At 37.4% G+C, this 23024-nt stretch carries 23 protein-coding genes and 1 other RNA gene; 11 read left to right on the top strand and 13 right to left on the bottom strand.

Going from position 1 to position 23024, the window contains the following annotated elements; translation table 11 throughout:
* The first annotated feature begins 9 nt into the window (after nt 1-9).
* From eboE to ACXAGS_RS12430, 3 genes are read left to right on the top strand one after another with little or no spacing between them, the layout of a single operon-like run.
* The gene (eboE, locus tag ACXAGS_RS12440) at nt 10-1197 is read left to right on the top strand and encodes a metabolite traffic protein EboE (RefSeq protein ID WP_474907130.1); all 1188 of its coding nucleotides are present in this window, start codon (nt 10-12) and stop codon (nt 1195-1197) included.
* Entirely contained in the window at nt 1197-2570 is a 1374-nt protein-coding gene (locus ACXAGS_RS12435; RefSeq protein WP_474907128.1) for an alkaline phosphatase family protein, read from the top strand. The genes eboE and ACXAGS_RS12435 overlap by 1 nt, the downstream gene beginning before the upstream one ends.
* 2 nt (nt 2571-2572) lie before the next feature.
* The gene (locus ACXAGS_RS12430) at nt 2573-2926 is read left to right on the top strand and encodes a transmembrane 220 family protein (protein ID WP_474907126.1); all 354 of its coding nucleotides are present in this window, start codon (nt 2573-2575) and stop codon (nt 2924-2926) included.
* Here the strand turns inward: ACXAGS_RS12430 and ACXAGS_RS12425 are convergent.
* Nucleotides 2923-4683: a DNA polymerase III subunit gamma/tau gene (locus ACXAGS_RS12425; RefSeq protein ID WP_474907125.1), complete on the bottom strand. Its 1761-nt coding sequence runs from the start codon at nt 4681-4683 to the stop codon at nt 2923-2925. The two genes, ACXAGS_RS12430 and ACXAGS_RS12425, sit on opposite strands and share 4 nt — an antisense overlap.
* 107 nt (nt 4684-4790) lie before the next feature.
* Between ACXAGS_RS12425 and rnpB the strand changes: the two genes are divergently transcribed.
* An RNA gene (gene rnpB, locus ACXAGS_RS12420) (RNase P RNA component class A) lies at nt 4791-5095 on the top strand.
* Nucleotides 5096-5225: 130 nt separating this feature from the next.
* Here rnpB and rsmD read toward each other — a convergent pair.
* From rsmD to ACXAGS_RS12405, 3 genes are read right to left on the bottom strand one after another with little or no spacing between them, the layout of a single operon-like run.
* Entirely contained in the window at nt 5226-5774 is a 549-nt protein-coding gene (gene rsmD, locus ACXAGS_RS12415) for a 16S rRNA (guanine(966)-N(2))-methyltransferase RsmD (protein ID WP_474907124.1), read from the bottom strand.
* Nucleotides 5775-6575 (bottom strand): DUF3822 family protein, encoded by an 801-nt coding sequence (locus ACXAGS_RS12410; RefSeq protein WP_474907122.1) that lies wholly within the window; start codon nt 6573-6575, stop codon nt 5775-5777.
* Nucleotides 6576-6579: 4 nt separating this feature from the next.
* Nucleotides 6580-7230 carry a hypothetical protein gene (locus ACXAGS_RS12405; RefSeq protein ID WP_474907121.1) on the bottom strand — a complete coding sequence of 217 codons (651 nt, stop codon included), beginning with the start codon at nt 7228-7230 and terminating at the stop codon, nt 6580-6582.
* Between the two features lie 103 nt (nt 7231-7333).
* Between ACXAGS_RS12405 and ACXAGS_RS12400 the strand changes: the two genes are divergently transcribed.
* From ACXAGS_RS12400 to ACXAGS_RS12370, 7 genes are all read left to right on the top strand, one after another.
* Entirely contained in the window at nt 7334-8773 is a 1440-nt protein-coding gene (locus tag ACXAGS_RS12400) for an ATP-dependent DNA helicase (protein ID WP_474907119.1), read from the top strand.
* 26 nt (nt 8774-8799) lie between these two features.
* A complete protein-coding gene (locus tag ACXAGS_RS12395) occupies nt 8800-9369 on the top strand; it encodes a DUF4126 domain-containing protein (RefSeq protein WP_474907118.1) in 570 nt (189 codons plus the stop codon).
* Between the two features lie 23 nt (nt 9370-9392).
* Complete coding sequence (kdsB, locus tag ACXAGS_RS12390; protein WP_474907116.1) at nt 9393-10121, top strand: 3-deoxy-manno-octulosonate cytidylyltransferase; 729 nt, start codon at nt 9393-9395, stop codon at nt 10119-10121.
* The gene (locus tag ACXAGS_RS12385; RefSeq protein ID WP_474907115.1) at nt 10112-10819 is read left to right on the top strand and encodes an HAD family hydrolase; all 708 of its coding nucleotides are present in this window, start codon (nt 10112-10114) and stop codon (nt 10817-10819) included. The genes kdsB and ACXAGS_RS12385 overlap by 10 nt, the downstream gene beginning before the upstream one ends.
* 62 nt (nt 10820-10881) lie before the next feature.
* The gene (locus ACXAGS_RS12380; protein WP_474907114.1) at nt 10882-11937 is read left to right on the top strand and encodes an iron-containing alcohol dehydrogenase family protein; all 1056 of its coding nucleotides are present in this window, start codon (nt 10882-10884) and stop codon (nt 11935-11937) included.
* Nucleotides 11937-12482, top strand: a complete 546-nt coding sequence (locus tag ACXAGS_RS12375; protein WP_474907112.1) for a 1-acyl-sn-glycerol-3-phosphate acyltransferase — start codon at nt 11937-11939, stop codon at nt 12480-12482. Before ACXAGS_RS12380 ends, ACXAGS_RS12375 begins: the two co-directional genes overlap by 1 nt.
* Before the next feature lie 119 nt (nt 12483-12601).
* Nucleotides 12602-14542 carry a YncE family protein gene (locus ACXAGS_RS12370; RefSeq protein WP_474907110.1) on the top strand — a complete coding sequence of 647 codons (1941 nt, stop codon included), beginning with the start codon at nt 12602-12604 and terminating at the stop codon, nt 14540-14542.
* Between the two features lie 55 nt (nt 14543-14597).
* On the opposite strand, the gene ACXAGS_RS12365 is transcribed toward ACXAGS_RS12370, so the two are convergent.
* The 9 genes from ACXAGS_RS12365 to ACXAGS_RS12325 all read right to left on the bottom strand — a co-directional run bounded on the left by ACXAGS_RS12365 (nt 14598) and on the right by ACXAGS_RS12325 (nt 22984).
* Nucleotides 14598-15758, bottom strand: a complete 1161-nt coding sequence (locus ACXAGS_RS12365; RefSeq protein WP_474907108.1) for an alpha-hydroxy acid oxidase — start codon at nt 15756-15758, stop codon at nt 14598-14600.
* Nucleotides 15755-16090: an L-rhamnose mutarotase gene (locus tag ACXAGS_RS12360; protein ID WP_474907107.1), complete on the bottom strand. Its 336-nt coding sequence runs from the start codon at nt 16088-16090 to the stop codon at nt 15755-15757. Before ACXAGS_RS12360 ends, ACXAGS_RS12365 begins: the two co-directional genes overlap by 4 nt.
* 1 nt (nt 16091) lies before the next feature.
* Nucleotides 16092-17399: an L-fucose:H+ symporter permease gene (fucP, locus tag ACXAGS_RS12355; protein ID WP_474907106.1), complete on the bottom strand. Its 1308-nt coding sequence runs from the start codon at nt 17397-17399 to the stop codon at nt 16092-16094.
* 34 nt (nt 17400-17433) lie between these two features.
* Entirely contained in the window at nt 17434-18213 is a 780-nt protein-coding gene (locus ACXAGS_RS12350; protein ID WP_474907104.1) for an L-fucose dehydrogenase, read from the bottom strand.
* A gap of 31 nt (nt 18214-18244) precedes the next feature.
* Entirely contained in the window at nt 18245-19069 is an 825-nt protein-coding gene (locus ACXAGS_RS12345; RefSeq protein ID WP_474907102.1) for an amidohydrolase family protein, read from the bottom strand.
* Nucleotides 19069-19923, bottom strand: a complete 855-nt coding sequence (locus tag ACXAGS_RS12340) for a fumarylacetoacetate hydrolase family protein (RefSeq protein WP_474907101.1) — start codon at nt 19921-19923, stop codon at nt 19069-19071. The genes ACXAGS_RS12345 and ACXAGS_RS12340 overlap by 1 nt, the downstream gene beginning before the upstream one ends.
* 10 nt (nt 19924-19933) lie before the next feature.
* Nucleotides 19934-20707 carry an SDR family NAD(P)-dependent oxidoreductase gene (locus tag ACXAGS_RS12335; protein ID WP_474907100.1) on the bottom strand — a complete coding sequence of 258 codons (774 nt, stop codon included), beginning with the start codon at nt 20705-20707 and terminating at the stop codon, nt 19934-19936.
* Nucleotides 20704-22029 (bottom strand): L-fuconate dehydratase, encoded by a 1326-nt coding sequence (locus ACXAGS_RS12330; protein ID WP_474907098.1) that lies wholly within the window; start codon nt 22027-22029, stop codon nt 20704-20706. Before ACXAGS_RS12330 ends, ACXAGS_RS12335 begins: the two co-directional genes overlap by 4 nt.
* A gap of 85 nt (nt 22030-22114) precedes the next feature.
* Entirely contained in the window at nt 22115-22984 is an 870-nt protein-coding gene (locus ACXAGS_RS12325) for an AraC family transcriptional regulator (RefSeq protein WP_474907097.1), read from the bottom strand.
* Nucleotides 22985-23024: the final 40 nt, after the last annotated feature.

Here is a 23024-nt window from a genome sequence, read left to right as displayed (position 1 = left end):
AAAAGAAGTATGGAAATAAATAATAGACATTTAACCTATTGTACCAACATCCATGCAGGGGGTGATTGGACTGAAACGTTTAAATCCATACAACAAAATTTACCCGCTTTAAAACAAAGCGTTTCACCTAACAAAAAAATGGGGTTAGGTCTAAGATTGAGTAATAAGGCAAGCTTGGAATTGGGGGAAAAGGATAATCTGATTCAATTTAAAAATTGGCTTAATCAAGAAGAATGCTATGTTTTTACCATGAATGGTTTTCCATACGGAAATTTTCATGGTGAACCAGTAAAAGACAAAGTACACGCACCGGATTGGACTACGGAAGACAGGGTAAAATACACACAACGTTTGTTTGGTCAACTGGCTTTTTTGGCCCCTGCCAACATGGAAGCTGGTATTTCTACTTCTCCAATTTCGTATAAACATTGGCATAAAACCGAAGCTTCTAAAGCTATAACTTTTAAAGAGGGTGCTAGGAACATGGTTCGTATTGCAGATTATTTAAAGCGTCTAGAGAACGATACTGGGCGTTATATGCATTTAGATGTAGAGCCTGAGCCGGATGGGTTTTTAGAAAATACCTCTGAGGTCCTTTCCTTTTATAAAGATTATTTAATTCCGGAAGCACTAGTTTATTTTAAAAATTCAGGTAAAACAGAAATCGAAATTACCGCTTTGGTAAAAAGGTATATAACACTATGCTACGATGTTTGCCATTATGCGTTAGCTTTTGAAGAACCGGAATTTACTTTTGAGCAAATGCAAAAAGCAGGTATAGTAATTGGGAAGATACAGGTAAGTGCGGCCTTGAAGGTAATATACGACGAAAACCAAATAGACATTATATGGAAAACACTAGAAGAGTTTAACGAGCCGGTTTACTTGCACCAAGTAACGGAAGAGAAAGCAGGTAATGTTGTTACTTATAACGATTTGCCCTTAATATTAGAAAAGAAAGCCCCTTTTACAGAATTGCGCTCACACTTTCATGTTCCTATTTTTTTAGAGGATTATGGTGTATTAAAATCTACCCAAGACCAAATTTTAAAAGTATTGTCCTTGTTAAAAACTAACCCTATCAGTAATCATTTGGAAGTTGAAACCTATACATGGGACGTGCTACCACAGGCCTTAAAATTACCTTTGGTAGATTCAATTGCAAGAGAGTTACATTGGATGAAAAATAGGCTATAATGAAAAAGACCGTTGTAATTAATGTAGTAGGGTTAAGCCAACGTTTAATTGGGGAATATACTCCTTTTATCAGTGAATTTGTGGCTAAAGGAAAAACGGCTGTTATAGAACCGGTTTTACCTGCCGTAACTTGTAGTGCCCAAAGCACATACCTAACAGGGAAATTACCTTCTGAGCACGGTATTGTTGGTAATGGGTGGTATTTTAAAGACGAATACGAGGTTAAATTTTGGCGCCAATCCAACGCATTGGTGCAGGCCCCAAAAATATGGGACGAATTAAAACGCATGGACCGTAAATTTACTTGTGCCAATATGTTTTGGTGGTACAACATGTATTCTAATGTAGATTATAGCGTAACTCCTAGACCAAATTATTTAGCAGATGGCCGCAAGATTCCAGATGTATATAGCAATCCAGCGTCCTTACGAGATGAATTGCAGGGGCAACTGGGAACGTTTCCTTTGTTTCAATTTTGGGGGCCAAAAACTAGTATTAAATCCAGTAAATGGATTGTAGATGCCACTATAGAGACCGATAAAAAGTATAATCCTACGCTTACCTTGGTGTATTTGCCACATTTGGATTATAACATGCAGCGCTACGGTCTCAATTTTGAAATAATTAAAAATGATTTAAAGGAAATTGATAGGGAAGTGGCCAAACTTGTTACTTATTACGAAGCACAGCATGCCAACGTAATTTTGTTATCTGAGTATGGTATAACAGATGTTTCTAATCCCATTCATCTAAACAGACATTTAAGAAAAGCTAATTTATTGGGTATCCGCGTAGAGCGCGGCTTGGAGCTATTAGATGCAGGGGCAAGTGAAGCTTTTGCAGTGGCAGATCACCAAATTGCACATGTTTATGTCAAAAACAAAGAAAAGCTACCGTTGGTAGCTTCTATCTTAAAGAAAATTAATGGAGTAGAAGAAGTAATTCCTAAAGCTGAATTGAATAAGGCGGGATTGGACCACGAACGTACAGGTGATTTTGTTTTAGTGGCAAATAGTACTAGTTGGTTTACGTATTACTTTTGGGAAGATGATGAAAAGGCTCCGGATTACGCACGTATGGTAGACATACATAAAAAACCTGGTTATGATCCTGTAGAGATGCTTACCGACCCCAAGGATAAAGCAATTATGGCAAAAGTAGCTTGGAAGTTGGCCAAAAAGAAACTAGGATTTAGGAGTGTTTTAGATGTAATACCACTGAAAGCGGAATTGATAAAAGGTTCTCATGGTAGAAGGCCAGAAGATAAGGCAGATTGGCCTGTATTTATTAGTAATGCCAATCAGTTGGATTTGCAATCTGAAATTGCGGCCACAGCAGTTTATAATCAACTAAAAAACCATATTTTATCTTAAGTATGAATGTATTTTTTAAAGTTTTAGCAGGCTTGTTTGCCATCCTATTCGGCTTTGCTATAGTAGTACAGTTTAATGATCCTGATGCTTTTAAATGGGTAATTATTTATGCTATGGCGTTGTTAGCTTCAATATTGTTCATTTTTAATGCGCTTAAAGTATATCAGGCTTTATTTTTAATGGCATTCTATATTACATTAACTGTAATTTACTGGCCAGATGTATTTGAAGGGGTGCAGTTGGATCAAGGCATGAAAACTAATAATATAGAGTTGGCTCGTGAATCTTTAGGCTCACTAATTGCTGCTGTTGTAATGTTAGTTTATGCGTTACGTATAAAATTTGGAAAAACTTAAAAGTCTAAATCAAATTCCCTTCTGAGAATATCTAGGGCAGGGTTTTTTTCTCGTAGTTTTTCAAATTTTTCCTGTGGGGTAAATGCAAATTTTTTAGCCACCTCTTCATTTACAGATATTTGGAGTTCTATATTATAATTCTGTAATTTTTCTCTCAGGTATTGAATTAATGGTCCTTGTTCCCGTTCTACCTCTTTTTTCATGGTGCTGTTGGGTAGCTCTATCCATAAGGTATGTTCTCCTTTTTTTCTTGGTTTATCTGCTTGTAAATTAGAAGCTAATATCTTTTTGCCGTTCTTTTCAATTTTGTCCACAAAATCATTCCAGTGGCGTTGCATTTCTTTTTCCTCAAAAGGTTTTGTAGGTAGATTTTTATGGTCTACTTCATCTACCTTTTGGGATTCATGTACTTTTTTAGCTTTTATGCTGGATAAAGACAAGCCAGAAACTCGCTTTTTACGTTCAGTTATAGAAATACCGGCTTTTTTTGGTTCCTCTACGCTTTGGGTATTTGTTGTTTGCGCAGCTCCGGTTTCTGATTTTATTGTAGGTTGTACTACTTCTTTTTCTTTGGCCACCTGGATATTACTGCCGGGTTGGGAAACCTCCTCTGTTATACTATAATTTTTGGAAGCTTTGGTAAATGGTTGGCCCCTAAAATGAGTGGCAGGTATTATGAAATCAGACTTTTTTTTTTCAGCATCAAAACTCAACGATGCTAATTTCATTAAGCAAAGTTCTACTAATAACCTTTGGTTTTTACTGGTTTTATATTGCAAATCACATGTATTGGCCAGTTCCAAGGCGTTTAGCAGCAATGGTCTTTTAAATTGTTTGGCCTGTTCTAAATATTTGGCTTTGGCACCTTCCCCCACCTCTAATAAAATATGGGTATCTGGGTGTTGACTTACCAATAAATCCCTAAAATGGGTGGCCAAACCGGTAATAAAATGATGCCCATCAAAGCCTAAAGCTAAGGTCTTATTAAAATGAAGTAGAAGAGAGGGGATATTGTTTTCCAACATAAAATCCGTTGCCTTAAAAAAGGTATCGTAATCTAAAACGTTGAGGTTTTCTGTAACTGCCTGACGGGTTAGCTCATTGCCGGAAAAACTTACCACACGATCAAAAATAGAAAGCGCATCTCGCATAGCGCCATCGGCCTTCTGGGCAATAATATGCAAGGCGTCGTCCTCTGCATTTATTCCTTGTTCTTCTGCAATGTATTTTAAATATTCTGCCGCGTCTTTAACGGTTATACGTTTAAAATCAAATATTTGACAGCGAGATAATATGGTAGGTATTATTTTATGCTTTTCCGTGGTAGCCAGTATAAAAATAGCATGCTTTGGAGGTTCTTCCAACGTTTTTAAAAAGGCGTTAAAAGCAGATTGAGATAGCATATGTACCTCATCTATTATATACACCTTGTATTTACCGGTTTGCGGCGGTATTCTAACCTGATCAATTAAGTTTCTAATGTCATCCACAGAATTGTTAGAGGCCGCATCAAGTTCAAAAATATTAAAGGCGAAATCTTCTTCTTCGCTTTCGGTACCATCTTGGTTTATTTTTTTCGCCAAAATACGGGCACAGGTAGTCTTACCAACACCTCTTGGACCGCAAAACAAAAGTGCTTGTGCCAAATGGTTATTGGCAATTGCATTCTCTAAAGTGTTGGTTATGGCCTGTTGGCCTACCACATCTTTAAAGGTCTTGGGTCTATACTTTCTGGCAGATACAATAAATGGTTCCAAACGCTAATATTAATATGCTTTACAAATATAAAAATTGAAGTGCTTTCGTATTGATAACAAATCTAAAGGCATTCACCTTTTTATTAACAATTAAAGTATCTTTGCCTGTTGCAGGCCACCTTATCGCTGCCGTGCCTAGCACGGGAGAGGAAAGTCCGGACACCGCAGTGCAACATAGCGGGTAACGCCCGTCCGTCGAAAGGCGAGGACCAGTGCAACAGAAAGCAAGTACAGTTAGGCTGTAGTGAAATCAGGTAAACTCTATGTGGTGCAACGTCATGTATACCAACGCTTGAGGGTTGCACGCCCAAGTTGGAGGGTAGGCGGTTAGATCTTAAAAGTAATTTTAAGGCTAGATAAATGATAAGGACCCTTTTTGGGAACAGAATCCGGCTTATGGCCTGCTTTTTTTGGAAGCTAATAACTTATTGAGCAAGAGTATGTATAGACTATGTAGTTAGGCGTTTTTTCCATTTTGTTTATCTCAGAATGGTTAAAAGAGGTTTTGTAATGCTAATAAGGTATTTATGGATTTTATTTACCTATTCTTCTTCTTCCAACCCAAAAAAACTGAAAACATTACTACCGTACTTTCTGTCTTCTAAAAAGTTAGGTAGCTGGTCCATTTTAGTTTGTGGGCTGTGCTCTACTACCAAAATGCCTTCTGGCAGTAACAATTCGTTCTTAAAAATTAATTCAGGAATTTTAGCAAATTGTTCTTGAGTAAAATCATAGGGTGGATCGGCAAAAATAAAGTCATACTGCAGCCTGTGACGTTCCAAGAATTTGTATACATCTATTTTTAACACTTCTATTGGAAAACCTAGTTCTTGTGCTGTTTTTTGAATGTATTTAATACAGCCCATGTGTTGTTCTACGGCGGTTATTTGCTTTGTTCCTCTAGAAGCAAATTCAAAACTTATGTTTCCGGTTCCTGCAAAAAGGTCTAACACTTGTAAATCTTCTAAATAATATCTGTTTCGTAAAATATTAAATAGGCTTTCCTTGGCCATGTCCGTTGTTGGCCTTACGGGTAGTTTTTTAGGGGCTACTAGCCTTTTACCTTTATATTTTCCAGATATTATTCGCATTTATAAAGCGCTTAATAGTGTTAAGTCTATCGCTGTTTTTTGGTGAACCTCCAGTTCGTAAGCGGTATTTTCAGGTTCGGCTAAATGTATTTCTTTAATGTACTTTTCGGTAAGAATAAAATTTTCGTCTGTAGTGTCTATACTTCCAAACAAATGGCAGGGCACTTTTTCCGTATCTAAGCCCAATTGTTCATAGGTGAAAAGAATGTAGTAAAGAAAATCTTCCTTAGAGATATAATCAAATTGATTGTATAACTTAAGTTGTTTGTGTTCAATAACACAGATTTCTAGGGTTTTGGGCGTAACATGAACGTAGCAGGTTTTTTGCTGTTTATTTTCTGCTAGTAGGGTTTGTATTACGGCCAAACTAGAATGTTTAAATTCAAATGACCCAAATAGGTTTAAAAGGTAATTGTTTATGTTGGTGAAAGGTACATAAACACAAATAATATCCTGGTTGGGAACTTGATCATGAACAATCTGATCTGTTGCTAGAATTTTTGCATTGAATTTTAGGTAGTTGGCCAATTCTTCAGGATCAAACAAGGCTTTTGGCACCAAACTAAATAGGTTGTTTCTATGTAAAACCGCCACCTCGTTAAAGTCTACACCAGCCAGGTTATGCTTTTCAATACTAGCTTTTAATTCTTTTAGAAGAAGGTAAGGTGTAAGCTCTGTTTTGAACGTTACTTGGTCTACCATTTCTATCTTTTTAGAAATAGTGTCCAGTACACAAAAAGAAAGTCCATTCAAGCTTACCTGAATGGACAGTTTCTTAAAATTATTCTTAGAATCGGTCACCCCATTAATTTTCTAATTTTCTATCATAGATAGGAGGCCAGTTACCATTGGTGCTTACCTCGGTTAATGATCCTACTTTAATTGTATTTCCATTAACTTCCTCCACACTATTATGAGCGTTTTCCTTTGCTCTTAAATCATCTGGTTGATCGTAAAGAATTGCATCTTTTTTAACGCTTACTTCAAATACTGGAGCTTTAAAACCACTCTTTTCAATGATATCCGTCTTCATATCAAATTTTACATCTCCTTGAGCGTAAGGCACGTTCATCATAGAGGTGTAACGGTTATCCTTACCAAACAAAGTATCTTTTACTTTAACAAATCCTAAAGTATCTACCACAACGGTATCTACCTGCATGTCTATCTGGAATCTTTTATCGTAACGCATAAAAGAAGAATCACGTTGCTGGGTAATTGTAAAGTTAGCCGTATCTATAAATTGGATTAGGCTATTAAAATCTTTAGCATATTTTCCGTTTACTTTTTTGTAGGCCTCTTGAGAATCCCTGATATCCTTAAGTTTGGCAATAACGGCAGCATAACGTTCTTCACGTACTTTATTAAACTCAATAGGAGCCATTACGGACTGATAGATTAAATAAGCAAAAACTCCGCATAAAATCCAAAGAGCTATTTGTAAAATGGTCTTCATTCTATATAGTATTAATTACATTTAGTGGTTAAAAGCAAATCTACAATTTTTTTTGAATGATGAAAGTTTTTGTCCTAAAAATGATGGCTATCTTTGGCCAAGTATGGACCAACTAACACCTGAGAATTTTTACGTTTATTTAATTGATAAATTTCCGCACAAGCCTACTTCGCTGCAAGACTTAACGTTACGGCAGCTAGCAGAGTTTGTAATGGCTAAATCCAAAGAACAACTTTTTCTATTAAAAGGATATGCAGGTACTGGAAAAACTACTATAATAGGTAGCTTGGTAAAAAGTCTTTGGAAAGTTAAAAAAACGGCCGTGTTATTGGCACCGACCGGTAGGGCAGCTAAGGTTATGACCAATTATTCTAATACACAGGCATTTACCATACATAAAAAAATCTATTTTCCTAAAAAACAACAGGGTGGCGGGGTGCAGTTTACCCTTGCGCCTAATAAGCATAGAAATACTGTTTTTATTGTAGATGAGGCATCTATGATTCCAGATGCGCCATCAGATTCCAAATTATTTGAAAATGGTTCTTTATTAGACGATTTAATATTTTACGTATACAGCGGTCATAATTGTAAGCTGGTTTTAATTGGAGATACGGCCCAGCTGCCACCGGTTAAATTAGATTTGAGTCCTGCATTGGACGCCGGTAAATTAGAATTGAACTACAATAAGGATGTAAAAAAAATAGAATTGGACGAGGTAATGCGGCAATCCACCACCTCAGGAATTCTTTTTAATGCCACCAATTTAAGGGAGCAGTTGCAAGATGCGTTTTATTCTGATTTTAAGTTTTCCGTTTCTGGTTTTACAGATATTGCAAGGTTGGTAGATGGTTATGAGGTACAAGAGGCCATAGATACGTCGTATGCAGAGAATGGTAAGGAAGAAACTGCGATTATTGTACGGTCTAACAAAAGGGCCAATTTATTTAACGAGAACATTAGAAGCAGAATTCTTTTTTTGGAAAACGAAATCTCTGTTGGTGATTTTATGATGGTGGTGAAAAACAATTATTTCTGGCTCAAACCAAATTCGGAAGCTGGGTTTATTGCCAATGGCGATATCATAGAAATTCTTGAGCTTTTTGCCATAAAGGAGTTGTATGGCTTTAAATTTGCAGAAGTTAAAGTACAGATGGTAGATTACCCCAACCAAAAACCTTTTGAAACGGTTTTACTGTTAGATACCATTGCAGCAGAAACCCCTTCTTTATCTTATGAAGATGGTAATAGGTTGTACCAAGAAGTAAGTCAAGACTATGCCCATGAAAAATCTAACTACAAACGGTTTTTAGGTGTAAAGAATAATAAGTATTTCAATGCACTGCAAGTAAAATTTAGCTATGCCATTACCTGTCATAAATCGCAAGGTGGCCAATGGGATACGGTTTTTGTGGAGCAACCCTACATGCCTAATGGCATGGATAAGGAAAATTTAAGGTGGTTGTATACCGCAATCACAAGGGCAAAGAACAAATTATACCTAATAGGGTTTAAAAAGGATTTTTTTCTTGAAGACGAATAGTCTATTTTTAAACAAATACATTTAGCATGACTTCAGAAACCATCATTAGTATATTTTTAGGTGTAGGCCTAGCTGCTTCTGCAGGTTTTAGGGTCTTTTTGCCACTTTTTGCTCTAAGTTTAGCTTCTTATTTTGGTGTTTGGGAGCTCAATGATAGCTGGAATTGGATTGGAAGTCTGGCAGCCGTTTTAACGCTTGGTGCAGCAACTGTTTTTGAGATTTTTGCATATTTTATTCCATGGGTAGACAATGCCTTGGATAGCTTGGCTATTCCATTAGCCGCTATTGCTGGTACAGCCGTAATGGTATCCACAATTGCAGATTTAGATCCGGTTATAACTTGGTCTTTGGCCATTATTGCAGGCGGGGGCACAGCTTCTGCTATAAAAGGTGCCAATGCAGCAGGTAGGCTTACCTCTACAGCTACTACGGGAGGCTTGGCAAATCCGGTTGTATCTACGGTAGAAACCGGTACGGCCGTAGTAGTTTCCACGGCATCTATTTTTGCCCCTATTGTTGCAGTAATATTAGTTATCGTAATTTTAGCAATTATTTTTAGGGTTTACAGAAAACTCAGACCTCGATTAAAAAACTAAGACAACAACGCATACCCAATTTTATGAAGGTAATATCCATGATACCTGCACGGTATAAGGCTTCTAGGTTTCCTGCTAAATTAATGCAAGATTTAGCAGGAAAGCCGGTTATTCTTAGAACCTATGAGGCTGCCGTTAATACCAAATTATTTGAAGCTGTTTATGTAGTTACGGATAGCAAAGAAATCTTCGATTTGATAAAAGAAAACGGAGGTAACGTAATTATGAGTAAAAAGGAACACGAAAGCGGTAGCGATCGTATTGCAGAAGCCGTTGCAGATATAGAGGTTGATATTGTGGTAAATGTACAGGGAGACGAACCTTTTATAGACCATGAAAGTTTAGAAAAGGTAATTCAGGTCTTTAAAAAGGATACCCAAAAAGAAATAGATTTGGCATCCCTAATGACGCCAATTAATGATTGGGAAGAGATAGAAAATCCAAATACGGTTAAAGTAATTGTAGATAATCAAGATTTTGCACTTTATTTTTCCCGTTCACCTATTCCTTTTCCAAGAGATAAAAATGGTGGGGCTACTTATTATAAGCACAAGGGAATTTATGCCTTTAGAAAACAAGCCATTCAAGATTTTACACAACTACCCATGTTACCTTTGGAGGCTACGGAGAAAATTGAAGCCATTCGCTTTTTGGAATACGGCAAAAAAATAAAAATGGTAGAGACCCATGTTACGGGTGTAGAAATAGATACCCCAGAAGATTTGGAAAGAGCACGTAAAGAATGGAAGTAGATTTTAAGAAGATAAAGGTTATAGGCTTTGATGCAGATGATACCCTTTGGGTAAACGAAACCTATTTTAGGGAAACTGAAGAGCGTTTTGCCACCTTATTAGAAAACTATGAAACCAAAAATAAGGTAGACCAAGAGCTTTTTAAAATGGAAATAAAAAACCTTGACCTGTATGGTTATGGAATTAAAGGTTTTGTATTGTCCATGATAGAATCTGCTTTGGACCTATCGCAAAATAAAATACCGCAAGAAACCCTGGTAGAGATATTGGATTTGGGTAAAAAAATGATTTCCCAACCCGTTGAGTTATTAGATGGGGTAACGGAAACCTTAAAAGCATTGAGTGACAAAGGCTACCGGTTAATTGTATTGACTAAAGGCGATTTGCTAGACCAAGAACGCAAGTTAGAAAAGTCTGGTTTAAGCAGCTATTTTCATCATGTTGAGGTGTTAAGTGATAAGAAAGAAAGCAATTATAAAAACCTCTTGGAACACTTAGAGATAGATGTAGATGAATTTTTAATGGTAGGGAATTCACTAAAGTCAGATGTTATACCCTTGATAAACCTTGGCGCTAAGGCAGTTCATATTCCATTCCATACTACTTGGGTGCACGAAACGGTAAGCGATAAGGAAGAACAAGAGAGTGATTATCTAAAATTAAATTCGATAAAAGAGCTGATACCTCTTTTTAATTAAAACCAGATTGGTTTATAAAGAACAGAACACTGGAACAGATCAAAACATACAAGAATTTTCCAATGGTGCCCAGAGTGGTTTTTGGCCGAGGTAGTTTTACAAGTTTAGACACCATCTTAATGCCAAAACGTAGAAATTCTGAGGCTCCATTTATTTACTTAATAGATGCCTTTTTTGAAGGTACGGATTTACATTCCAAAATTCCGTTGTTATTTAACGACCAAATTATTTACATATCTGCAGAAGAAGAACCTAAAACAGAACAAGTAGATGCCTTGGTAGCCAAGTTAAAGACAGACTATACTGAGTTGCCTTCTGGAATTATTGGAATTGGAGGCGGTACTCTTTTAGACATGGCCAAGGCGGTTGCCCTTTTAATGACCAACCCTGGGTCATCTGCCGATTATCAAGGATGGGATTTAATAAAAAGGCCTGGATTGTATCATGTAGGTATACCTACTATTAGCGGTACCGGTGCAGAGGTTTCTAGAACAGCGGTTTTAATGGGGCCAGAGAAAAAACTGGGATTAAACTCGGACCACACCACATATGACCAAGTAGTCTTAGACCCTGATTTTTTAGCTACTGTGCCCAAAGAACAGTGGTTTTATACCGGTATGGATTGTTTTATCCATTGTGTAGAATCTTTGGAAGGAACTTATCTAAACGCCTTTAGTGAAAGTTATGGTGAAAAGGCCTATGACTTGTGTAAAGAGGTATTCCTAGAAGATATTCCGAAAGTGGAAGCCGAAGAAAAATTAATGATGGCGTCTTGGCATGGGGGTATGAGTATTGCTTATTCTCAGGTAGGCGTGGCACACGCTATGAGTTATGGGCTTTCTTATGTTTTAAGTACCAAGCATGGTATTGGTAATTGTTTGGTTTTTCAGTTTTTAGAAGCATTTTATCCAAAAGGTGTTGCACTTTTTAATAGAATGCTACAAAAACACAACATTTCCTTACCTAAAGGAATTTGTGCTAATTGCACCGATGCTGAATTTGAACTAATGGCTAAAATTGCGTTGGGTATGGCGCCGCTATGGGAAAATGCATTAGGTCCAGATTGGAAATCTAAAATTTCCAAAGAAGATTTAATCGACATTTATAAAAAGATTTAATGGCAAAATGGCTGTCCCATATAATCCTATTTAAAATAATGGGCTGGAAATTCAATGGCGAATTCCCAGATGTTAAAAAATGCGTAATTGCCGTTATACCACATACCCATTGGATGGATTTTGTTTTAGGGGTTTTGTGTAGAAGTATCATTAACAAGAAAATGCATTTTATTGGTAAACAAGCATTATTTAAACCACCATATGGATGGTTCTTTAGATGGATGGGTGGTACTCCCGTAGACCGTACCAAGAACAGTAATCTAGTGCAGTCCGTAGCAGCAATTTTTAATAATAAAAAAGTGTTTAGGTTAGCTTTGGCACCAGAAGGTACCCGTAAAAAAGTAACTGACCTAAAAACTGGTTTCTACTACATTGCATTAAGTGCCAACGTGCCCATAGTATTAGTGGCTTTTGATTTTGGAAAAAAGGAAGTTAAATTTAGTAAGCCTTTTGGGCCCACAGGAGATTACACTAAAGACCTAAACTACATACGCACATTTTTTAATGGGGTAATAGGTAAAGTGCCCCAATACAGTTATTCCTAAACCGGTTACGATCAGGTTTAACAATTACTTCTTTTTTTTTAACAGAATTTGGCTGTTTTTAAGAAAACCCAATATTCATATTCTCGTAGGTAATCTTTAGAACAATTAAACAGATTCTTATGAAAGTTTTAAAAACACTAACGGGAAGATCATTGTTATTATCGGCATGTACGGCTTTAGTTTTTACTGCCTGTAGCGATGATGATTCTGAAATGATGGTTATGGAAGATGACGGTATGCAAGAGGGTAGACGCGCACAATTGTATACTACAAACAATGAAAATGGGGACATTACCATTTTTGATTTAACTAATGATTCACAGGTTACATTAAATACCAATTCAACAGCGGCAGAGGGTATTTATTATGATGCTACCGAAGATTTAGTGGTTCAAGCTTCAAGATCAGGTTTGGCATTGGAGGCCTATTCAGAAGTAAGTACGGTAACGGCAAATACGGCTGTTTCTGTTACTTTAAGTGCTAATGCAGATTTAGAAAGTCCAAGGGAATTGGCGGTAAAGGGTAACACTTATGTGGTTGCGGACAACGGAAGCAATAAGCTTTTTGTATACACCAAAAATACAGCTGGGTTTACCTTAGATGCTACGGTAGAAGTGCCTTTTGCATTATGGGGTATTACCTTTAAAGGCGATGATTTATATGCAGTAGTAGATAAGTCTAGTGATTTAGCGGTTTACTATGATTTTGTCGCAAATGCATCAACTGGTGTAATGGCTCCTAATAAAAGAGTTACAATAGCTGGTATAGTTAGAACGCATGGATTGGCGTATAGTGGTACGGATGATACCATGGTAATGACAGATATTGGTGATGCAGCTAATACTACAGATGATGGCGGTTTTCATGTCATAAACAATTTTTCTACAAAATTTGACGCTTTATCAGACGGTGATATATTGCCTACCAGTATGCAAACAAGGGTGGCCGGTGATGCAACCCTAATGGGTAATCCTATAGATGTTGCCTATGATTCAGAAACGGATGCAGTTTATATCTCCGACATAGGAACTGGAAAAGTATTGGGCTTTACAAATATTGATAACGGTGGTAATCTTTCACCAAGTTTTAATAAGGACCTTACCTCTACATCTTCTATTTTCTTTTCTAGTGATGAAACGGATATGGATTTTGGCGTTGCTTCTATGAACTTCTCATCTACCTTATTTACTACGAGCACGGCAAATGGTGATATCACGGTTTACGATCTATTAACCGGAGCAATTAAAACAGTAGAAACAACATCTACGGCTACAGAAGGTATTTATTATTCTGCTTTGAACGATATGGTTTTTCAAGCTTCACGCTCTAATCTAATGGTAGAAGCTTTTGCGGATTTTTCTAATAATATGGATGCAGCTATGATTTCTCCAGACTCCCAGAGCATGGCAGATTTAAATAGCCCAAGAGAAATAGCAGTTTACGGTGACAAAGTTGTGGTAGCAGATAATGGTGAAAATAAGCTGTTTGTATATACCTATACCAATGGCAGCTTTACAATAGAAGGTGTTTTTGAAACAGGCTTTCCGGTGTGGGGAATTGCTTTTAAAGGAAATGATTTATTAGCAGTTGTTGATACTACAAGCGATTTGGCAATTTATGGCGATTTCTTCTCCAATATTGCAGATGGTACGCTTACCGCAACTAAACGTATAACGGTAGAAGGCATAGTAAGAACCCATGGTATAACCTACAGTGCCGCAGATGATGTCTTGGTTTTAACAGATATAGGGGATGCTGCAAATACCACGGACGATGGCGGATTTCAGGTAACCATGAACGCAACAGCCATGTTAGATGCTGTAGAAAATGGAGGAACTTTGGCGTTGGCCAATCAATTAAGGGTGGCAGGAGCTGCAACTCAAATGGGTAATCCAATTGATGTTGCCTACGACCATAAAACCAAAACAGTGTATGTTGCGGAAATTGGTAACGGTAAAGTTTTAGGTTTTACGGGAGCTTTAGAAGCAACAGGAGATATTGCGCCAGCATTGGTTAATGATTTAGAAGCAGCAGCTTCATTATACTTATATAACAATTAAGTTAGATGTATTTGGATTGAGAAAAAAAGGCTGCCAATAGGCAGCCTTTTTTATATTATAAAGTGTTTAAGTGATTTGGAAAATCGGCTACTTCTTCGCAACAAATTTGTTCCATAACCTGTTGTAATTCGGTCTTAAGTAATGAAATGGTGTGGTCTCCTCCTTTGCTACCCAGCGCAGCCACACCATACATAAAAGATCTGCCTAAAAAAGTAAAAGCTGCGCCAGATGCCATTGTTCTAGCAACATCTGGTCCAGAGCGTAAACCACTGTCCATCATTACTTTTATTTGGTCTCCATATTTTTCGGCAATTCTTGTTAAGGGTTTAATGGTAGATTCTCCTGCATCTAATTGCCTACCTCCATGGTTAGAAACTATAATACCGTCTAGGCCCAAACGTATGGCTTTTTCGGCATCCATCTCCGTAGCAACGCCTTTTAAAACCAATTTACCCTTCCACATATCTCTTATGGGCTTAATCTTTTCTTCGTTTAACCTGCCCGAAAACGTTTGGTCCATAAACTTACCTAGTTGTTTTAAATCTAGGTTTTTGGGCATATAAGGTTTAAGTGTTTCAAAATTAGGTTGACCGTGAACAAGGGTTTTGTAGGCCCATTCTGGTTTGCCCAAAATTTGTAAAATATTACTTAGGCTCATTTTGGGTGGCATGGCCAATCCATTTCGTATATCTCTAGGTCTAAACCCAAAGGTGGGTACATCACATAGAATTACCAAAACAGGACAAGAAGCCGCTGCGGCTCTATTTATAATATCGTCCCGTAACTTATTCTCGGTAGGATGATACAGCTGAAACCATGCTTTACCTTCCGTTATTTCAGAAATGCGCTCAATGCTGCTTGTAGTTACCGTACTTAAAATAAAAGGTATATTATGCTCAAAAGCGGCCTTAGCGAGTATTTCTGGTGCATTGGGCCACATTAAACCTTGAAGACCAACTGGCGCTATACCAAAGGGAGCATCATATTTATGGCCAAACAATTCTGTTTGCATGGTAGAGCCTTGGTGTTTGGTTAAATAGCTCGGTAAAAGTTCTACCTCCCTTATATCCGTAGTGTTTTTAATAAGATTAACATCTTCGTTGCAACCACCATCTAGATACTCAAAAGCAAATTTTGGAATTTTTCGTTTTGCTTTATTCCGCAAATCCGTAACAGAAGGGTAGGCGTTATTAATTGTCCACTTTTTGCTACTCATAATTTAAAAATCAAGTCCATTAATTGCCATTTTTCTCCTGGTTTTGCAAGCGGTAATGCTTTTTGGTATTTCCACATAAGTGTTTCCCACTCTTGTACTTTGGTATTTTTTTTATCCATTTCTTCTTTCAATTCAAAAGAAAAATTGTCTTCTGTTTCCATTATCATAAAAAGTCTGTTCGCAACCAGATAGATTTCTAAATCTATAATACCTGCGGATTTTATACTGCTGATAATTTCTGGCCAGACTTTAGTATGATGTTTTTTATACGCCGCTATTAATTCGGCATCGTCTATTAGGTCTAAAGCAAAGCAATGCCTTTGTTTTTTCATTTTATTTATCAAATAGTTTTTGCGCATAATTACCATAAAAGGCAATAACGATGAAGCACCCTAAGGGTAGAATAAATGAAAAATTAATCTCGGTTATCCCTAAAATTTGGGTGTCGTTTACTCCATAACCGCCAATGTCTATAATTCTGCCCTGTAAATTTGGCATTAAGGCCCCGCCAACTATGGCCATAACCAAACCTGCCGCACCAATCTTAGATTCTTCTTCTTTTAATCCTTCTAATGCAATCCCATAAATAGTTGGGAACATTACGCTCATAAACAAGGTTATGCATACTAAACCATAAAGACCAACAATGCCTTGTACGGTTATGGTTACTACGGCACTTAATATTGCAGCAATTGCATAGAACTTAAGTAGTTTCCCCGAAGAAATAAAACGCAGTAAATAGGTACCAATAACACGGCCCACCAAGAATAAGATAAAGGCTGCAAATTGATAGTTGGCCGCACGCTCACTAGAGATTCCTATAGCTTCGGCATATTGGTAAATGTATGTCCAACACATGATTTGGGCTCCTACGTAGAATACTTGAGAAAGTACACCAAACACGTAATTTTTATTCTTTTTAAGGGAATTAAAAGTTTGGGCAATACTAGGTATGTTGCCATCCCCTTTGGTTTGGGGCATTTTACTCACGGCAATTAGCACAAAAATACCTATGATTACGAGTCCTAGAATTACATAAGGGTCACGTATAACCATTAAATCCGCGGTTCTTATCATTGCTTTTTTGGTTTCGCTTAAGGCGGCATAGTTATCAATGTCGTCGGACTGTAGGTTTTTTAAAACAAATTGTTGGGCTACAAAAAGGCCTAATAATAACCCTACAGGATTAAACGCTTGGGCAAGATTTAATCTTTGTGTTGCGGTTTTTGGGTCTCCCATTGCAAGGATGTAAGGGTTGGCGGTAGTTTCTAAAAAAGCTAGGCCAAAGGTTAAAATATAGAGGCCTAAGCAAAAGAACCAAAACTGTTCGGTTATGGCCGCTGGATAAAATAGTAAAGCGCCAACGGCATAGAGCGCCAAGCCAATTAATACGCCAATCTTATAAGAAAATTTTCTAACGAACAATGCTGCAGGTAAAGCCATACAGAAATAACCACCATAAAAAGCCATTTGTACCCATGCTGCCTGGGCATTAGAAAGCTCTAATACCTTTTTAAAAGCTTGTACCATTGGATCTGTAACCGCATTGGCAAACCCCCAAAGCGCAAATAAGGAAGTGATTAAAATAAACGGAATTAGTGTTTTCTTGGCAACAACGGCCGGTTTTTGCTCTATTTTCATTCTAGTTTTTAGTTGTTTGTTTGTGGTTTGCAGTTTATAGGGCTCTATCTAGATGGGTGTAACCACCATCTACAAAAAGTAATTGCCCTGTGGTATGGCTAGATTTATTGGAAAGCAAAAATGCCACCGTACTTCCAATTTCAAATTCAGTGGTCATTCTATTTTCCAAAGGAATTTTATTATTGATTTCTTCTAACCGTTCTTTGGAATTGGGTAAAGAGCTTATCCATCTCTCGTACAACGGGGTATAACATTCCGCAACTATTACCGCATTTACTCTAATGGAGTAGGGTAGTAGCTCTACCGCCCATTCTCGGGTAAGTGCATTACGGCCACCATTGGCTGCAGCATAACCAGAGGTGCCTCCTTGACCCGTTATTGATGTTTTGGAGCCAATATTAACAATTGCACCTTTACTTAATTTTAATTGGGGTAGGGCATAATGCGCCATCATGTAATAGTGGGTAAGGTTTCTAGAGATAGAACGCATAAATTCTTCATGGTTTCCCGTCTCTAAGCCAACAGAATCATTAACTCCTGCATTATTTACCAAACCATCTATTGTTCCAAAAACTGCTAAGCATTGGTCAATAGCTTTTTTACAATCTTCTGGTAAGGTAAGTTCTGCCGTGCAGTACGCTGCCCTTACACCAAATTGTTGTAATTCTTCTATAACAGATTTTAGGTTGGTTTCGTTTCTACCAACTATAAAAAGGTTAGCGCCTTCTTGGGCCAGGGTAAGGGCAATACCCCTACCAATACCAGAAGAACCGCCGGTTATCAATATAACTTTATTTTTTAAGTTTAAATCCATTCTACGTTTGTGTAAGCGGTTTAGTTAATCTTTATAGCTTATAAAATTGAATGGCATTTTTGGCCATGATTTTACTTCTTTCATTAGCAGTTAAAGTAGCTATATAATTGTCAACAATGGATAAGACCTCTTTAAAATTTGCAGCTAGATTGGATACCGGCCAATCTGAACCGAATAATAATCTATCGCAACCAAACGCCTCAAATACTACATCTAAATAAGGTTCAAAATCATTTGGAATCCATTTGTCCCAAGTTGCTTCGGTTACTAAGCCAGATAGTTTACAATAAACATTGGGTAATTGTGCTAAGTCTTTGAGGTCTTCTTTCCAATCTAAGATGCGACCGTCTTTAATGTAGGGTTTTGCCAAATGGTCTACTACAAAAAACTGGTTGGGAAATTTCTTCACCAATTTTTTTGCCGCTTGTAATTGATTAGGAAAAATTAAAATATCATAGGTTAAGCCATACTTTTCCAATTTACTAATTCCATTTAAAAATGGATCACTTAGCATAAAACCTTGGTTTTCTGCCTGCAAAATATGCCTAACCCCTTTAAAAGAATTGAAAGTATTGTAATGTGCCAAGCTTTCTTCTACGGAAATATCGCAAAGGTCTACCCAGCCAACAACACCTTTTATAAATGAATTGTTCGCTGCTAACTTTAGAAGAAAATCGGTTTCTTTTAAAGATTGGTCTGCTTGTACGGCAATACAGCCATCAACACTATTGGCCTGATAGATGGGTAATAAATCTTCTGGTAGAAAATTACGCCTAATAACCTGCATAGAATCATCTATCCAAGCATCTCGGACCGGGTCATATTCCCAAAAATGTTGATGGCTGTCTATTATCATTAGCTGTGGGCTTGCGCTATTTGAGACGAAACACCTAATTTGTCTATACCTAACTCTACTACATCTCCTGGCTTAAGGTAGCGTGGAGGATCAAAACCAAGGCCTACACCAAAAGGTGTGCCCGTAGAAATGATATCTCCTGGTAATAGTGTCATGTATTCGCTTATGTAACTTACTAAATGTGGAATGTCAAAGATTAAATCTTCCGTATTGCTATCCTGTAAAAGTTTACCATTAACTTTTAGCCATAAGTTTAGATTATGCGGATTAGGCACTTCTTCTTTAGTTGCCAAAAATGGGCCTATGGGCGCAAATGTATCGCAGCTTTTACCTTTTACCCATTGCCCTTCTTTTTCTAATTGAAAAGCACGTTCGCTATAGTCGTTATGCAACGCATAACCTGCAACATAGTCCATGGCATTTTCTTTGGTTACGTAGCTAGCTTTTTTTCCAATTACCACGGCTAACTCTACTTCCCAATCTGTTTTTTCACTATTTCTTGGAATTATTACCGGGTCATTTGGGCCGCAAATAGCAGAGGTAGCTTTAAAAAACAATACAGGTTCTTTTGGCAAGGCCATACCACTTTCTGCTGCGTGCTTGGCGTAATTTAAGCCAACACATACTATTTTTGATGGTCTTTTTATTGGCGCCCCTAACCTTTCTTGATCATTAATTACGGGTAAAGAAGTTTCGTTTTTGGCCACGTATTGGGCTAATTTAGAGAGACCGTCGTTTTCAAAGAAAGCCTCATCGTAATCTGAAACAAATCCGGAAACATCTAGTCTTATGTTCTCATCTGTTAATATGCCCGGTTTTTCTTGGCCGGGTGCGCCAAAGCGTATTAATTTCATTTTTAGTGTTTTATCCGTTTAATTTTATAAATCCACCATCTATTGGAAAATCGGTTCCCGTAATGAAAGATGCTTCTTCTGAGCATAAGTATAGTGCCAAGTTAGCAATCTCCTCTGGTTTTCCCATTCTTCCAATAGGTTGCGTAGCCGATAGTTTTTTGAACATTTCCTCTTCCTGTCCTGGATAATTTGCCTTTAAAAAGCCATCTACAAAGGGAGTATGCACACGTGCGGGTGAAATACTGTTGCATCTTATATTATGGTTCACGTAATCTTTGGCTATGGAATACGTCATGGTTAATATAGCCCCTTTACTCATAGAATAAGCAAAACGGTCAGTTATGCCTACAGAAGACGCTATAGAAGCCATGTTAATAATAACCCCGCCGTTCTCTTTAAGGTGTGGCACCATGGCATACATACAATTATAGGCGCCTTTTACATTAACATTATAAACCCGGTCTAAATCTTCTTCCGTGGTTTGTTCAATATTTCCTACATGCGCAATACCAGCATTATTTATTAATATGGATAAGGGGTGTTCTTGAGCAATGCTGTTTACCGTATTTAATACTTGTTGCTGATCAACTACGTTACAGGTGTAGGCAAAAGCTTTACCCTTTTTCTTTTCTATTTGTAGTAATGTATCTACGGCATTTTCTTTGCTAAGCTCAATAATATGGACGGTGGCACCTTGTTCTGCAAAAGTTTTGGCTATGGCCTGTCCAATGCCGCTACCGCCACCAGTTACTAAGGCATGTTTTCCGGTTAGGTTAAACTTCATGATACTTTAGTTTTTAATTCTTCTTTCCAAAAATCACCATTTGGAAACTCATAGGTATCCAAAGATTTGTTTTTCATGGTAATACTATAGCCAGGTAGTTTAGGAGGCATATAGGCGCCGTTTTTAATGACTACAGGTTCTATAAAATGTTCATGTAAATGATCTACAAACTCAATGATACGATCATCTAATTTACCACTTATGGCAATGTAATCTATCATAGATAAATGTTGTACGTATTCACAAAGACCAACTCCACCGGCATGGGGGCAAACGGGAATGTCAAATTTGGCCGCCATTAAAAGTATGGCCAAAATTTCGTTTACGCCACCAACCCTACAACTATCAATTTGACAAATACCTAAGGCACCTGCTTGCATCAATTGTTTAAAAATAACCCTGTTTTGGCAATGTTCCCCTGTTGCTACTTCTATAGGTTTTACAGCTCTAGCAATTTTGGCATGTCCTAGGATATCATCGGGACTCGTTGGTTCTTCTATCCACCATGGGTTAAATTCTTTTAACGATTCCATGTTGGCAATGGCTTCGTCTACATCCCATTTTTGGTTGGCGTCCATCATTAACTTTAAATCGTCCCCAATTTCTTCTCTAATAATGGAGGCTCTTCTCATATCATCCTTAAGGTCTGAACCTACCTTGATTTTCATGTGTTTGAAACCACTTTCTTTAGCTTCTCTACACAACCTTCTCATTTTATCATCAGAATAGCCCAACCAACCAGCGGAAGTAGTATAGGCGGGATAACCATTTTCTTTTAAATACGTAATACGCTCTGCCTTAGATTTTGCCTTACTTTTAAGTAGATTAAGGGCTTCATCTGGTGTAATGGCGTCTGTGATATAAGTAAAATCTACACAATTGACCAGTTCTTCTGGGGACATATCTGCCAAAAGTTTCCAAAGTGGTTTTTGAGCCAATTTGGCATATAGATCCCATACGGCATTTACCACGGCACCTGTAGCTAAATGTATAACGCCTTTTTCTGGCCCTAACCATCTTAGTTGGCTATCTCCGGTTATCATTTTCCAAAAAGCACCCATGTTGCTCGTAAAGCTTTCTAAAGTTTTACCAACAACCAAATGGGCCAACGATTCAATTGCTTTGGTGCATAATTCATTGCCCCTACCAATGGTAAAGGTTAAACCATGACCTTCTAAGTCTTGCACATCTGTTTCTAAAATTACATAGGCGGCAGAATAGTCTGGGTCTGGATTCATGGCATCTGAGCCATCTAAAGATTTGCTGGTAGGAAAGCGAATATCGCGAGCAATTACGGCAGTAATTGTTACGGGTTTAGACATTTGTTACTGTTTTAATCAAAAGTAGTAGCCTATTTTTGACAATACCACCTAATAAAACGCATAAACCTATACTTTTTTTGCAATTTTAGAAATGTTCCTGATGCCTTTTTAAATAAGAGCGCGGCGTTTCTCCTTTGATCAATTTAAATTGTCTGTTGAAATTAGAAATATTGCCAAAACCACTTATGAAAGCAATATGCGTTATACTTTCTTTGTTTTCCAAAAGGAGTTTGCAGGCAAAACCCACCCGAATTTCATTTAAAAAACGCGTAAACGGCTTTCTGTGGGTATTTTTAAAAAAACGGCTAAAAGCGGACGGATTCATGTGGATGTGATTAGCAACATCTTTAGCACTAATGGCGTTGTGAAAGTTGTTGAATACAAACTCATAAATATTATTCATTTTATGGTCTGCAGTTTTATGAAACGTATTGATAAACCCATTGCTAGAGAGTATTTCAAAAGATTCCGATTGTGCCAATTCTAGCAGAATTTCCAAAATTCGTAATAAACGAATGGCAGGATTATGATTGCTAAGATTTAGAAGGTTATTTTTAAGCGTGTTTGAAAGGTCATAAAAACGAATGCCTTGGCTCGCTTTAGAAAGCAATTTAGAAATGGTCCGCATTTCTGGTAATGAAAAGAACGTATTTCCGGCAAAATTTTCTTTAAAATGAATAGCAACCGCCTCTGCTTCTAAAGGATTCTCTTTATCAAAATAGGAGTCGTCATTTAGCCACATATGTGGTACGTTTTTACCAATTAAAACAAGTTCTCCGCGGTCAAATTTGCCAATATGATCACCAATAAAACGAGTTCCTGAACTTTTTAAGATGTAAACCAGTTCCAATTCTTCATGGAAATGCCAAATTTTTAGAAAATGAGGGTAACAATTGTGAGAAACGGTTACGGAGGTATTATCTATGCTAGAACGGTCTAATAAATGCAGGCGCATTACCACGGTTTTGTTACAAGCTACAATGTATAAAAAATAT

The sequence above is a fragment of the Croceivirga sp. ABH4_376 genome (genome assembly GCF_056160685.1).
Note: the sequence above shows the minus strand (reverse complement) of the source record. Positions and strands in the feature narration are given on the sequence as shown.

Excerpts from the sequence above, each read along its gene's own strand:
- ACXAGS_RS12430 (WP_474907126.1), top strand. The coding sequence starts at position 2,573 with ATGAATGTATTTTTTAAAGTTTTAGCAGGCTTGTTTGCCATCCTATTC.
- ACXAGS_RS12360 (WP_474907107.1), bottom strand. The coding sequence starts at position 16,090 with ATGAAAAAACAAAGGCATTGCTTTGCTTTAGACCTAATAGACGATGCC.
- ACXAGS_RS12330 (WP_474907098.1), bottom strand. The coding sequence starts at position 22,029 with ATGTCTAAACCCGTAACAATTACTGCCGTAATTGCTCGCGATATTCGC.
- ACXAGS_RS12375 (WP_474907112.1), top strand. The coding sequence starts at position 11,937 with ATGGCAAAATGGCTGTCCCATATAATCCTATTTAAAATAATGGGCTGG.
- ACXAGS_RS12365 (WP_474907108.1), bottom strand. The coding sequence starts at position 15,758 with ATGAGTAGCAAAAAGTGGACAATTAATAACGCCTACCCTTCTGTTACG.
- ACXAGS_RS12335 (WP_474907100.1), bottom strand. The coding sequence starts at position 20,707 with ATGAAGTTTAACCTAACCGGAAAACATGCCTTAGTAACTGGTGGCGGT.
- ACXAGS_RS12370 (WP_474907110.1), top strand. The coding sequence starts at position 12,602 with ATGAAAGTTTTAAAAACACTAACGGGAAGATCATTGTTATTATCGGCA.
- ACXAGS_RS12325 (WP_474907097.1), bottom strand. The coding sequence starts at position 22,984 with ATGCGCCTGCATTTATTAGACCGTTCTAGCATAGATAATACCTCCGTA.
- fucP (WP_474907106.1), bottom strand. The coding sequence starts at position 17,399 with ATGAAAATAGAGCAAAAACCGGCCGTTGTTGCCAAGAAAACACTAATT.
- ACXAGS_RS12395 (WP_474907118.1), top strand. The coding sequence starts at position 8,800 with ATGACTTCAGAAACCATCATTAGTATATTTTTAGGTGTAGGCCTAGCT.
- rsmD (WP_474907124.1), bottom strand. The coding sequence starts at position 5,774 with ATGCGAATAATATCTGGAAAATATAAAGGTAAAAGGCTAGTAGCCCCT.
- kdsB (WP_474907116.1), top strand. The coding sequence starts at position 9,393 with ATGAAGGTAATATCCATGATACCTGCACGGTATAAGGCTTCTAGGTTT.
- ACXAGS_RS12405 (WP_474907121.1), bottom strand. The coding sequence starts at position 7,230 with ATGAAGACCATTTTACAAATAGCTCTTTGGATTTTATGCGGAGTTTTT.
- ACXAGS_RS12435 (WP_474907128.1), top strand. The coding sequence starts at position 1,197 with ATGAAAAAGACCGTTGTAATTAATGTAGTAGGGTTAAGCCAACGTTTA.
- ACXAGS_RS12385 (WP_474907115.1), top strand. The coding sequence starts at position 10,112 with ATGGAAGTAGATTTTAAGAAGATAAAGGTTATAGGCTTTGATGCAGAT.
- ACXAGS_RS12350 (WP_474907104.1), bottom strand. The coding sequence starts at position 18,213 with ATGGATTTAAACTTAAAAAATAAAGTTATATTGATAACCGGCGGTTCT.
- ACXAGS_RS12345 (WP_474907102.1), bottom strand. The coding sequence starts at position 19,069 with ATGATAATAGACAGCCATCAACATTTTTGGGAATATGACCCGGTCCGA.
- eboE (WP_474907130.1), top strand. The coding sequence starts at position 10 with ATGGAAATAAATAATAGACATTTAACCTATTGTACCAACATCCATGCA.
- ACXAGS_RS12380 (WP_474907114.1), top strand. The coding sequence starts at position 10,882 with ATGGTGCCCAGAGTGGTTTTTGGCCGAGGTAGTTTTACAAGTTTAGAC.
- ACXAGS_RS12340 (WP_474907101.1), bottom strand. The coding sequence starts at position 19,923 with ATGAAATTAATACGCTTTGGCGCACCCGGCCAAGAAAAACCGGGCATA.
- ACXAGS_RS12400 (WP_474907119.1), top strand. The coding sequence starts at position 7,334 with ATGGACCAACTAACACCTGAGAATTTTTACGTTTATTTAATTGATAAA.